This window comes from Streptomyces sp. SD15 (assembly GCF_054462255.1).
In genome coordinates, this window is sequence record NZ_JBTLMO010000030.1 from 72,952 (window position 1) to 84,849 (window position 11,898).

At 68.2% G+C, this 11,898-nt stretch carries 11 protein-coding genes; all 11 read right to left on the minus strand.

Annotation, left to right across the window (positions count from 1 at the left end; genetic code table 11):
- Positions 1–48: 48 nt before the first annotated feature.
- The 11 genes from atpB to ACX28W_RS27170 all read right to left on the minus strand — a co-directional run bounded on the left by atpB (position 49) and on the right by ACX28W_RS27170 (position 11,725).
- Positions 49–885 carry a F0F1 ATP synthase subunit A gene (gene atpB / locus ACX28W_RS27120; RefSeq protein WP_459002179.1) on the minus strand — a complete coding sequence of 279 codons (837 nt, stop codon included), beginning with the start codon at positions 883–885 and terminating at the stop codon, positions 49–51.
- A 210-nt stretch (positions 886–1,095) separates the two neighbouring features.
- Positions 1,096–1,533, minus strand: a complete 438-nt coding sequence (locus ACX28W_RS27125) for a hypothetical protein (RefSeq protein ID WP_362077122.1) — start codon at positions 1,531–1,533, stop codon at positions 1,096–1,098.
- Between the two features lie 294 nt (positions 1,534–1,827).
- Entirely contained in the window at positions 1,828–3,189 is a 1,362-nt protein-coding gene (locus tag ACX28W_RS27130) for an MraY family glycosyltransferase (protein ID WP_459002117.1), read from the minus strand.
- 129 nt (positions 3,190–3,318) lie between these two features.
- The gene (locus ACX28W_RS27135) at positions 3,319–4,557 is read right to left on the minus strand and encodes a serine hydroxymethyltransferase (protein ID WP_459002119.1); all 1,239 of its coding nucleotides are present in this window, start codon (positions 4,555–4,557) and stop codon (positions 3,319–3,321) included.
- 88 nt (positions 4,558–4,645) lie between these two features.
- On the minus strand, positions 4,646–5,311 hold the full coding sequence (locus tag ACX28W_RS27140) for an arsenate reductase/protein-tyrosine-phosphatase family protein (protein WP_362077131.1): 666 nt from the start codon (positions 5,309–5,311) through the stop codon (positions 4,646–4,648).
- A complete protein-coding gene (locus tag ACX28W_RS27145; protein WP_459002120.1) occupies positions 5,308–5,955 on the minus strand; it encodes an L-threonylcarbamoyladenylate synthase in 648 nt (215 codons plus the stop codon). Before ACX28W_RS27145 ends, ACX28W_RS27140 begins: the two co-directional genes overlap by 4 nt.
- Before the next feature lie 56 nt (positions 5,956–6,011).
- Positions 6,012–6,851 carry a peptide chain release factor N(5)-glutamine methyltransferase gene (prmC, locus tag ACX28W_RS27150; protein ID WP_459002121.1) on the minus strand — a complete coding sequence of 280 codons (840 nt, stop codon included), beginning with the start codon at positions 6,849–6,851 and terminating at the stop codon, positions 6,012–6,014.
- Positions 6,852–6,928: 77 nt separating this feature from the next.
- Positions 6,929–8,005 carry a peptide chain release factor 1 gene (prfA, locus tag ACX28W_RS27155; RefSeq protein WP_459002123.1) on the minus strand — a complete coding sequence of 359 codons (1,077 nt, stop codon included), beginning with the start codon at positions 8,003–8,005 and terminating at the stop codon, positions 6,929–6,931.
- Positions 8,006–8,179: 174 nt separating this feature from the next.
- The gene (rpmE, locus tag ACX28W_RS27160; protein ID WP_033323852.1) at positions 8,180–8,401 is read right to left on the minus strand and encodes a 50S ribosomal protein L31; all 222 of its coding nucleotides are present in this window, start codon (positions 8,399–8,401) and stop codon (positions 8,180–8,182) included.
- Between the two features lie 147 nt (positions 8,402–8,548).
- Positions 8,549–9,712: an LCP family protein gene (locus tag ACX28W_RS27165; RefSeq protein ID WP_459002126.1), complete on the minus strand. Its 1,164-nt coding sequence runs from the start codon at positions 9,710–9,712 to the stop codon at positions 8,549–8,551.
- Between the two features lie 210 nt (positions 9,713–9,922).
- Positions 9,923–11,725: a trypsin-like serine protease gene (locus ACX28W_RS27170; protein ID WP_459002128.1), complete on the minus strand. Its 1,803-nt coding sequence runs from the start codon at positions 11,723–11,725 to the stop codon at positions 9,923–9,925.
- Between the last annotated feature and the right edge of the window lie 173 nt (positions 11,726–11,898).

Here is an 11,898-nt window from a genome sequence, read left to right on the forward strand (position 1 = left end):
GCGGGGGTTGGCCACCGGACGCTTAGGGGGTTTTACAGGGGGGTTGGCTCAGTGGTGCTCGGCGAGCGCGCCCTGGATGAACGTGCAGGTCAAGAGCACGAAGACGTACGCCTGCAGGGCCTGGACGAAGAGCTCGAAGACCGTCATCACGAGGACCATGATGAAAGAGACGCCGGCGTAGGCGATGCCGATGCCGTTCAGCAGGTACCAGCTGGCGATCGTGAAGAGCAGCAGCAGCGTGTGGCCCGCGAACATGTTCGCGAAGAGTCGTACGGCGTGGGTGAACGGCCTGACCAGCAGATTCGAGAGGAACTCGATGAACATGGCCAGCGGGAGAACCGGGCCCAGCGACTTGTCGTAGCCGGTGAAGTTCTTGAACGCACCGACGAATCCGTGCCGCTTGAAGGTCAGCGAGACCCAGACGATGTAGACGATCAGCGCGAGGACCGCGGGGTACGCGATGACCGACGTGACCGGGAACTGGGCGACCGGAACGATCGACCAGAGGTTCATCATCCAGATGAAGAAGAACAGCGAGACGACCAGCGGTACGTACTTCTCGCCTTCCTTCTTGCCGATCGTCTCGTAGACGACACCGCGGCGGATGAAGTCGTAGCCCGCCTCGGCGACCATCTGCAGCTTGCCCGGGACAACCTTCGGCTTACGGAAGGCGGCCCAGAAGAAGCCGACGACAATGACCGAGCCGAGCAGCGCCAGGAGCATCGTCTTGTTGAAATAGACGCTGCTGTCCGCGTCGCCCACGAGGGGCTCGAACAGGAACGAGTGCAGGCCGGGAGCCGGGAATCCACAGCCGTCGAAGATGTGGCAGTCGGTCTCGAAGGCGAGCACCTGCGTCGGGTCAGCACTCACCGCGGGCTCCTTCAGCGTGGCGCATAGGTACGGCAACCTCGTTGTGTCGGCGCGGCGCGCAGCCGCGGTTCGGCACTGGACTGGTGTTACGGATGTGGGGGCGGCTGTGGGGCATCAAGCCTCGCGTTTGAGCAGGCGTCAGCTCAGATGCCCGCGCCCGCGATGCCGCAGTTGGCACCGGACGATAGCAGGCTCTCTTCGGCCCACTTATCCCGGCCCTACCCCTCACGACGAGTGCCCAGTCTTTTCGGGCTTGTCGCCCTTCGAAGACTCGGGTTCGACGTAGAGGATCTTGGCCTTCATCTGGGCACGCGCCTGTGCGCCGATCCACGCGAGCGTGGCGGCGACCAGCGTGATCGCGAAGGCCTTGGGGTTGAACAGCGTCGTGTTCTTGAACGCGGCGACGAAGATGAACAGCAGAAGAATCTGCGCCGTGTACAGCATCAGACCCATCGCCTGGAACAAATGCGGAAGCGATTTGGCAGTGCGCTGCAGAACGTAGAGCCCGATGCCCATGAAGAGGATCACGACCAGCGTCGCGACGATCGCCCCCACCACTCCCTTGCCACCGGCGACCACACCGCAGACGACGGCGGCAATCGCGCCGACGGCGGCTGTGGGCACAGCTGCTTGAAGGAGGATCCGGACGTCATTGGACGGCATGGCGGCAACTCCGCTTGCTCAGGGGGGCAGGGTGTCGTCATGGACGAGCGTAGTCCCGGGCTGAAAGAGAACCTCACGCCAAGGGGCCGTCCCTTGACGGTCCTTCGGCTCTAGCCCGGGTTCTCGTGAACGGTATCACAAACTATTTGATGCGGTCTTTACCTAGATGGTGTGCTCGCTGTCACACATGAGAGTGATGCTGCGCGTCTGTGCACTTCGAGGGTCGGCTTGTCTGGTATTGGGACGGTTCGCCGATGATCTCTCTTACCCAATTCTTACGTTGGGTGCTGTGCGTCAGCGCGAAGACCCGGCTTTGCGCCGATCCAGGAAGCGCGAACGGGGGCCGATCGCCGTCGCTCCGTTGACTCCTGAGACACCTGAGACTCCCGCAGCGACCGGGGCGCGGTGCTCGCGGTCCTCCTCCCCCGGCTCCCCCGGCGCCTCCGCCCGGTACGCGACAGCCGCCTCCTCCGCCACGGCGGCCCGGCGCCGGCGGCGATAGCGCGGCGGCACGAGGTGCTCCGCCCAGCGCGGGGCGCGCGGTGTGAAGCGCGGCAGCAGAAGCAGTACGAGACCCACCGCGCTGAGCGCCGCGATGCCGAGCACGATCCACATGGACGCCGAGTTCACCGAGAAGGCCAGGGCGCCGAAGGCGATCAGTCCCGACCAGAAGTACATGATCAGGACGGCCCGGCTGTGCGAGTGGCCGACCTCCAGCAGACGGTGGTGCAGATGTCCGCGGTCGGCGGCGAATGGGGACTGTCCGCGCCAGGTGCGCCGCACGATCGCGAGCACCAGGTCGGCGGCCGGGACCGCGATGATCGTCAGCGGCAGCAGCAGCGGGATGTAGACCGGCACCGTCTGGTGCACGGTGTTGCGCTCCGAGCCGGAGAACAGGTTCAACGCGTCGGGGTCGATCTGGCCGGTGATGGAGATGGCGCCGGCGGCCAGCACCAGCCCGATCAGCATCGAGCCGGAGTCGCCCATGAAGATCCGCGCGGGGTGCATGTTGTGCGGCAGGAAGCCCAGACACATGCCCATGAGGATCGCCGCGAAGAGCGTCGCCGGGGCGGCGGCCTCGATGCCGTACGAATACCAGATCCGGTACGCGTACAGGAAGAACGAGGCGGAGGCGATGCACACCATGCCGGCGGCGAGGCCGTCGAGGCCGTCCACGAAGTTCACCGCGTTGATCGTGATGACCACCAGCGCCACCGTCAGCAGGGTGCTCTGCCACTGGGTGAGCGCGACCAGGCCCGCTCCCGGGACGGGAAGCCACAGGATCGTCAGACCCTGCATGACCATCACGCCCGCGGCGATCATCTGACCGCCCAGCTTGATCAGCGCGTCGATCTCGAACTTGTCGTCCAGGACGCCGATCAGCCAGATCAGTGCCGCGCCGGAGAGCAGCGCGCGCGGCTCGTTGGAGCTGGAGAAGACCTTGTTGAGGTTCGTCAGGTGGTCGGCGACGAGCAGGCCCGCGCACAGACCGAAGAACATCGCGATGCCGCCGAGCCGCGGCGTGGGTTCCCGGTGCACGTCACGCGCACGGATCTGCGGCATGGCTCCGGCCACGATCGCGAACTTCCGTACCGGCCCTGTCAGCAGATACGTCACCGCGGCCGTGATGCAGAGCGTCAGCAGATATTCACGCACGGGCTTCCCCACAGGTCTCGCCGGCCATCTCAGCCCCACAGCCTAGCGATGCGCGCATATGGCTGAGGACTTCCGGGTAGCGACGATGGTTGCACGAGTGGCTGTGCACAGGAGTGCGCATACCCCTCGCTAGTCCGGATAGGGCGGAAATCTTCCGGCCAGCTCCCGCACTTCTTCACGAGCCGTCCTGCTGTCGGTCTCGTCCCGCAGCACCGCGGCGAACAGCGCCGCGATCTGCGCCATCTCCTCTTCGCCCATGCCCTGAGTCGTGAGCGCCGCCGTGCCGAGCCGCAGGCCACGGGCGTCTCCGTGCGGCAGCGCACAGGTGTCCAGGACCATCCCGGCGGCAGCCAGCCGACCGCGGGCGCCGCGTCCGTCGACGCCGAGCGGCGCGGGGTCGACGACCAGCAGGTGGGTGTCGGTCCCACCGGTGGTGATGTGGAGCCCCTCCGCGATCAGCGCCTCGGCCAGCACGCGCGCGTTGACGACGACCTGATGGGCGTACGCCGTGAAGGCCGGAGTCGCCGCCTCGCCGAACGCGACGGCCTTGGCGGCGATCGTGTGCATCTGGGCGCCGCCCTGGGTGAACGGGAAGACCGCCCGGTCGACGCGCTCGGCCAGTTCACCGCCACAGAGGATCATGCCGCCGCGGGGGCCGCGCAGCACCTTGTGCGTGGTGGCGCAGACCACGTCGGCGTACGGCACCGGATTGGGCGCCGCTCCCCCGGCGACGAGCCCGATGGGGTGGGCGGCGTCGGCGATCAGATAGGCGCCGACCGCGTCGGCGATCTCCCGGAAGACGGCGTAGTCGATGTGCCGGGGATAGGCGATGGAACCGCAGACGATGGCTTTCGGACGGTGCGTACGAGCCAGCGCGTGCACCTGCGCGTAGTCGATGAGCCCGCTCTCGGCCTCCACCCCGTACCCGACGAAGTCGAACCAGCGGCCGGAGAAGTTCGCGGGCGACCCGTGCGTGAGGTGGCCGCCGAACGGCAGCCCCATGGCCAGGACGGTGTCCCCGGGCCGCAGCAGCGCGGCGTACGCGGCGAGGACGGCCGAAGATCCGGAGTGCGACTGCACGTTGGCGTGGTCGGCACCGAAGAGGCCCCTTGCCCGGTCCACGGCGATCCGCTCCGCGAGGTCGACGATCTCGCAGCCGCCGTGGTGGCGTGCGCCGGGATACCCCTCGGCGTACTTGTTCGCCAGCGGCGACCCGAGCGCGGCCAGCACGGCGGGCGAGGTGAAGTTCTCGGCCGCGATCAACTGCAGCGTCGTCGACTGCCGCTCCAGCTCCCCGATCAGGATCTCGGCGAGCTCCGGGTCCTGACGCCGCAGGACATCCGCTTCCAGCATTTGTGCGACCGGCATGGTGGACTCCGGACCTCGGGCGGGGGTGCGACCTCGACGGGGGCGCGCTACGTCCAATGTAGAACCGGGACCGGTGGGTCGCCCGGTGTTACGCGCGCGCCCGCACACCCGTCAGCGCCGTGACCACGGGATCCAGCGCCTCATTGATCTCCTCACCGATCGACCGGAAGAAGGGCAGAGGTGCGCCATACGGGTCATACACCTCGTCCGCCTCCGCCGTCGGAGCCAGCAGCCACCCGCGTAGAGCGGCGGCGGCCCGGACCAGAGCGCGAGCGCGCTCGATCACGCCCTCGTCCAGGGGCGGGAGGGTGGCCGGATCTATTGCGCGGACCAGGCGGGTGAACTCCTTCAGGGTGAAGGTGCGCAGGCCCGCCGAGTGGCCCATGGAGATGACCTGGGCGCGGTGGTCGCGGGTGGCGGTGAGGACCAGGTCGGCGCGGATGACGTGGTCGTCGAGGAGCTCGCGGCCGACGAAGCCGGAGGGGTCCGCGCCGAAGTCCGCGAGGACCGTCTCGGCGTTGGCCTCCATGGGGGCGCCCTCGTGGCCCCAGGTGCCCGCGCTCTCCACGGTCAGGCCGCCCCACAGGGGGTCGCCGAGCCGGTCCGCCAGGGCATGACGGGTCAGCCGCTCGGTGATCGGCGAGCGGCACACGTTGCCGGTGCTGACGTGGAGGATGCGGAAGGATCCCCTGGGGGACCCGTTGGTCCCCGTGATCCCCGTGCCTATGCCACGCCCCGCGTCAGGGGCTGTCAATTCGCCACCTCGAGGTCGGGTACGACCTTCCGCAGCTCCTCCGCCGACAGTGCCCCCTCGCGCAGCAGCACGGGCACCTTGCCGGTGACGTCGACGATCGACGACGGAACGTTGCCGGGGGTCGGGCCGCCGTCCAGGTAGACGGAGATCGAGTCGCCGAGCATCTCCTGCGCGGCGTCACAGTCCTCCGGCGCGGGGTGGCCCGTGAGGTTCGCGGAGGAAACGGCCAACGGGCCGACCTCGGTGAGCAGTTCGATGGCGACCGGGTGCAGCGGCATGCGCACGGCTACGGTGCCACGGGTGTCCCCCAGGTCCCACTGCAGGGACGGCTGGTGCTTGGCGACGAGGGTGAGCGCGCCCGGCCAGAACGCGTCGACCAGCTCCCAGGCCATCTCGGAGAAGTCCGTGACAAGCCCGTGCAGGGTGTTCGGGGAGCCGATGAGGACGGGGGTGGGCATGTTGCGGCCCCGCCCCTTCGCTTCGAGGAGATCGGCGACGGCCTCCGAGGAGAACGCGTCGGCGCCCACGCCGTACACCGTGTCCGTCGGGAGGACCACCAGCTCGCCACGGCGGACGGCGGACGCGGCCTCACGCAGACCGGTGGTGCGGTCGGTCGCGTCGTTGGTGTCGTATCGCCGTGCCATTTAGCGGGCCTCCTCGTACACGTACTGCTGGGTTGACGTTCCTGAACTGCGCGCGCTCACGGCATCGCCTTACGGGCGGTCGCGAACCGCGGTCGCTTGTTGAGGTCCGGGTGGTCGGCCGCGTCGGCCCAGCCCCGCTCCTCGGTGAAGATCCACGGCACCTGCCCGCCCTGGGTGTCGGCGTGCTCGATGACGACGACGCCGCCGGGGCGCAGCAGCCGGTGCGCGGTGCGCTCGATGCCGCGGATGAGGTCGAGTCCGTCCTCGCCCGAGAACAGGGCGAGTTCGGGATCGTAGTCCCGGGCCTCCGGTGCGACGTACTCCCATTCCGTGAGCGGGATGTACGGCGGGTTGGAGATGACCAGGTCCACATGGCCGTCGAGGTCGGGGAAGGCGTCCAGGGCGTCACCCTGGCGCAGGTCGACCCTGGACCCCTCGACGTTCTTGCGGGTCCACTTCAGGGCGTCCTCGGACAGCTCCACGGCGTGTACGCGGGAGCGCGGGACTTCCTGCGCGAGGGCGAGCGCGATGGCGCCCGAGCCGGTGCACAGGTCGACGATCAGGGGCTCCACGACATCCATCGCGCGTACGGCGTCTATGGCCCAGCCGACCACCGACTCGGTCTCCGGCCGGGGCACGAACACACCTGGCCCGACCTGGAGTTCCAGGTAGCGGAAGTAGGCGTGTCCGGTGATGTGCTGGAGCGGCTCGCGGGCCTCGCGGCGCGCGATCACCTCCCAGTAGCGGGCGTCGAAGTCCGCGTCCTTGACGGTGTGCAGCTCGCCCCGCTTCACGCCGTGCACGAAGGCGGCGAGCTCCTCGGCGTCGTTGCGCGGCGAGGGCACGCCGGCGTCGGCCAGCCGCTGGGTGGCCTGGGCCACTTCCGCGAGCAGCACGCCGCGGGGGTTTGGGGGTCGCCCCCCAATATGTTGCTGCACGCTGGTCCTCCGGGCTGAGCTGTTGTCGTGAGCGTTTATGCAGCGGCGAGCTTCGCGGCCGAGTCCGCGTCGACGCACGCCTGGATCATGGCGTCGAGGTCTCCGTCGAGCACCTGGTCCAAGTTGTACGCCTTGAATCCGACGCGGTGGTCCGAGATGCGGTTCTCCGGGAAGTTGTATGTACGGATCTTCTCGGAGCGGTCGACGGTGCGGACCTGGCTGCGGCGGGCGTCCGCGGCCTCCCGCTCCGCTTCCTCCTGTGCCGCCGCCAGGAGCCTGGAGCGCAGGATACGCATCGCCTGCTCCTTGTTCTGCAGCTGGCTCTTCTCGTTCTGGCAGGAAGCGACGACTCCGGTGGGAATGTGCGTGATGCGCACCGCGGAGTCGGTCGTGTTGACGGACTGGCCGCCGGGACCCGACGAGCGGTAGACGTCGATCCGCAGATCGTTCGCGTGGATCTCGACGTCGACCTCCTCGGCCTCGGGCGTGACCAGCACACCGGCGGCGGAGGTGTGGATGCGGCCCTGCGACTCGGTCGACGGCACACGCTGTACGCGGTGCACACCGCCCTCGTACTTCAGGCGGGCCCAGACACCCTGGCCCGGCTCGGTGGCACCCTGGCCGCCCTTGGTCTTCACGGCGACCTGGACGTCCTTGTAGCCGCCGAGCTCGGACTCGGTGGAGTCGATGATCTCGGTCTTCCAGCCGACGCGCTCGGCGTAGCGCAGATACATGCGCAGCAGGTCGCCGGCGAAGAGGGCCGACTCGTCGCCGCCCGCGCCCGCCTTGATCTCGAGGATGACGTCCTTGTCGTCGCTGGGGTCGCGCGGGACCAGCAGCAGACGCAGCTTCTCCGTCAGCTCCTCGCGCTGCTTCTCCAGCTCCTTGACCTCGGCCGCGAAGTCCGGGTCGTCGGCCGCGAACTCCTTCGCCGTGCCGACGTCGTCGCCGGTCTGCTTCCAGGAGCGGTACGTCGCGACGATCGGGGTCAGCTCGGCGTAGCGCTTGTTGAGCTTGCGCGCGTTGGCCTGGTCGGCGTGGACCGACGGGTCAGCGAGCTTCTTCTCCAGATCGGCGTGCTCGCCGATGAGTTCCTCGACCGCCTCGAACATCTCCGGCTCCAATGGGCTGTCCCCAGCTCCATGATGGGCTCGGGGACGTAGGTACGGCATGGGGGTCCCCCCTGCTCGATCGAAGTCGAGAGCTCGGGGGAGGGGGCTGCACCGCAAAGCGCCGGTCCCGGCGCCCCCATGCCGGGGACGCCGAAGACCGGCGCTGTGGGCTCGCTACTTCTTGGCAGCGGCAGCCTTGCCGAAGCGGGCCTCGAAGCGGGCCACACGGCCACCGGTGTCGAGGATCTTCTGCTTGCCCGTGTAGAACGGGTGGCACTCGGAGCAGACCTCGGCGCGGATGCTGCCGCTGGAGATCGTGCTACGGGTGGTGAACGACGCGCCACAGGTGCAGCTGACCTGCGTCTCGACGTACTCGGGGTGGATGTCGCGCTTCAAGGTGTCTCCTAGTTTCGGGAGGGCGCCGGGTCGCTGCCGCGGATTGCGGAGGCGTGAACCGGAGCCGACGTACCAGTCTGCCAGGACTGGCCGCATCCCCCAAAACCGGGGGGCGCCGCGATCTATTCCCTGGCTCCGTCGGGAGGCTCACGACGTGCTGACGACGCCCTTCGCGGTGCCGGTGGCCGTGCCTTCGGTGGCCGCCTTCGGGATCGCCCGGTCGTTCTTGAGGGCCTTCCAGACCAGCTGGGACTTGTCCTCGTCGACGAGGACGCGGTTGACGTCCGCGCTGTCGTACTGGACCGGCATCGTCACCATGCTCATCTTCGACGAGCTGATGCCCTTGAGACCGCTGGCGAAGGACGCGAGGTTCCTGACCGAGGCGAGGTCGGAGTCGGTGGTGACGGTCTTGGTCGCGCTGTCGGCGATCTTGATCAGCTTGGTGGGGTGGGTCAGCACGCCGATGTCCTTGACCTGCTCGACCAGGGCCTTGATGAACGCCTGCTGAAGCTGGATGCGGCCGAGGTCGGAGCCGTCGCCGACGCCGTGCCGGGTACGGACCAGACCGAGCGCCTGCTCGCCGTTCAGCGTGTGTTCGCCGGCCTTCAGCTCCAGATGGCTGTCCGGGTCGGAGATGTCCTCGGTGGTGGTGATGTCCACACCGCCCAGGTCGTCGATGAGCTTCTGGAAGCCGCTGAAGTCGACCTCGATGTAGTGGTCCATGCGGATACCGGTCATGGACTCGACGGTCTTCACGGCGCAGGCGGCGCCGCCGGTGGAGTACGCGGAGTTGAACATCACGTCGGAGGCCGCGTCGTGCTTGTCGCCGTTGGCATCGGTGCAGGAGGGGCGCTCGATGAGGGTGTCGCGGGGTATGGAGACCACGCTGGCCTTCTTGTGACCCTCGTACACGTGCACGATCATCGCCGTGTCCGAGCGGGCGGTGCCGTCGTCGCTGCCGCCGCCCAGTTCCTCGTTGGCGCCGGAGCGGGTGTCCGAGCCCAGCACCAGGATGTCCTGGGAGCCGTTGTCGACGTTCAGGGGCCGGTCGGCGCCGAGAGCGTTGTTGATGTCGACGCTCTTGATGTTGCCGTTGAGCTTGAAGTACAGGTATCCGGCGCCGGTGCCGCCCAGGACGACGATGCCCGCCGCGGTCCAGGCCGTGATGAGCAGGGCCTTGCCGTGTTTGCCGCGCGGCTTGCGGCGGCGGCCCTTCGCGCGGCGGCGTGGGCCACTGGTACGGGTACCGGTCTCGCCCGCTATGTCGGGCTCGCCCGCGGCACCGAGTTCGGACGTGCTCTCGGCAGGCATGCGCTCCTCAGTCCCTCTACGTTCGGTTACCCCCTGCTTTCAGGGTCAGGCCCCGCCTGTCGTGGTGACGCGTACCGCTCCATGGTCACTCCGTACGGTCAGACGGGGAAACTCGGGAAAGGGTTGCACGACACAGCGTGCCCACCACGTGGTGCGATGGGCACGCTGCGTCACCGGCGAGCTCGGGGAAACCCCGCCTCACCTGCGGTTTCAGGCGAAGATGTCGTACTGCTTGAAGTCGGTACCGATCTTGATTCTTGTGGCGAAGATCTCGCTGGTGGCCTTGCCCGTGCCCTTGTACAGGTAGAGCGTGCCGCCGGGCGTACGGGCCAGGAAGTCGGCCTTGCCGTCGCCGGTGACGTCACCGGGGGCGACGAAGGCGTTGTAGCCGGCCCAGGTGCGCACCTTGACGCGGGCCGAGAACGCCCCGCTGCCCGCCTTGCCGGTGCCCTTGTACAGATAGATGTACGAGCCGCTCTTGCTGCGCGCGATCAGGTCGGCCTTGCCGTCGCCGGTGAAGTCGCCGTGGCCGCGCAGGAGGTTGTACTGGTTCCAGCCGGAGCCGACCTTGACGCGCGCCGAGAAGGTGCCGTTGCCCTTGCCCGGGTAGATCCACAGGGCGCCGCCGGAGTCGACGGAGAGCAGGTCGGGCAGGGCGTCGCCGGTCACGTCACCGGGGGCGACGACGCGGGTGCGGGTCTTCCAGTCGGTGAAGAGCTTCGTGTCGGCCCAGGAGTCCGTGGACGGCACGTAGTGCCGCCAGCGGATGTCGCCGCTGGAACTCACGCGCTCGATGAAGTCCTGGTAGCCGTCCCGGTTGAGGTCGGTCTGGAGGATCAGGTTGGACCTGCTCCAGATGCCCCACGACTGACGCGCACCGAACGAGGTGCCCTTGGAGTCCTTCTCGAAGGCCTCCTTGCCGGAGGACTTGCGCACGAACAGGTCGGCCTTGTGGTCACCGCTGAGGTTGGTGTCCTCGATCCGCGGATACGTGGCACCGACGTAGGTGCTGACCTTCGTGAAGACGCTGTACGCGCCCTTCGCGACGCAGTCCTTCACACCCCAGGAGACGACACCCACGATCCGGCCGTTGACGCCGCCGACGACCAGCGGGCCGCCGGAGTCGCCGTTGCAGGCCGAGGTGGTGCCGGTGTCGCTGCCGGTCGCCGGGGTGCCCGCGCAGACCATGTGGCCCTTGATGAAGTCACTGCCGTAGGTGGCGGCGCAGGTGGCGTCCGACTTGATGGGCAGCGTGGCCGTCTTCAGGTTCTCGGAGATGTCCTGGGTGGTGGAGCTGGTGCGGCCCCAGCCGTAGACCGTCGCCTCGGTGCCGGACTTGTACGAGGCGGTGTCGCCCGACGTCGTCATCCGGATCGGCTTGGCCTTGACGGGGTTGGGCAGGGTGAGCACCGCGATGTCGTTGTTGATGGTCGACGCGCTGTACGAGGGGTGGTTCCACTGCCGCCAGACGCCCGAGACGGTACCGCCGTGCACGTCGGTGCCGTCGGCCGAGGGGAGCTGCGAGGTGCCGGTCACGATGGCGCCGTTCGCGTGCCAGTCGTAGCCCTTGACGCAGTGCGCGGCGGTGAGGATCTTCGTCGGCGACACCACGGCGCCACCGCAGAAGAAGCCGAAGTCGTCGCTGGTGCTGCTGGTGCCCTTGTCGTCGAGGTACCAGAGCTGCGCCATCCACGGGGCCGTGGCGATGGCCGTCGTGGTGCCGCCGATGATCTTCGGCTCGATGGTCGTGCCGCCCGTGCCCGCGCTCAGCGCGGACTTCTTCGTCGCCGTCCCACCGGCCGTGCCGTCACTGGCGACGGCTCCCGCTATCCGCTGCTGCAGCTCGGTCAGGGAGGGCGAGGAGGTGCTGGGCTTCGCCATCGACGTCGACGGCGTGGGTGCGGCGTTCGCGGACGACATCAGGAGCGCGCCGCCGACGGCGGCCGCCAGAGTCGCCGCCGCGACAGGCACGGCTATACGTATACGGCGTCTGTGACGACCACGCCCGGACATGGACGTATTCACTCAAGTCCCCCCTGGAGCTTGCGAGTTCTAAGAAGTTTCAAAGAATCGCGATCGTACACCTGTCCCATTCCACGCAAAGGGCCGCCCCCGTCACCTGGGTGACGGGGGCGGCCCTTTGCGCTACTGACCAGTTACCGACCGGCTACTGACTACCGACTACT

What these genes read in the sequence shown, in the direction of transcription:
- ACX28W_RS27125 (WP_362077122.1), bottom strand. Translation starts at nt 1,533, where the DNA reads ATGCCGTCCAATGACGTCCGGATCCTCCTTCAAGCAGCTGTGCCCACA.
- ACX28W_RS27135 (WP_459002119.1), bottom strand. Translation starts at nt 4,557, where the DNA reads ATGCCGGTCGCACAAATGCTGGAAGCGGATGTCCTGCGGCGTCAGGAC.
- ACX28W_RS27145 (WP_459002120.1), bottom strand. Translation starts at nt 5,955, where the DNA reads ATGGCACGGCGATACGACACCAACGACGCGACCGACCGCACCACCGGT.
- prfA (WP_459002123.1), bottom strand. Translation starts at nt 8,005, where the DNA reads ATGTTCGAGGCGGTCGAGGAACTCATCGGCGAGCACGCCGATCTGGAG.
- ACX28W_RS27165 (WP_459002126.1), bottom strand. Translation starts at nt 9,712, where the DNA reads ATGCCTGCCGAGAGCACGTCCGAACTCGGTGCCGCGGGCGAGCCCGAC.
- ACX28W_RS27170 (WP_459002128.1), bottom strand. Translation starts at nt 11,725, where the DNA reads ATGTCCGGGCGTGGTCGTCACAGACGCCGTATACGTATAGCCGTGCCT.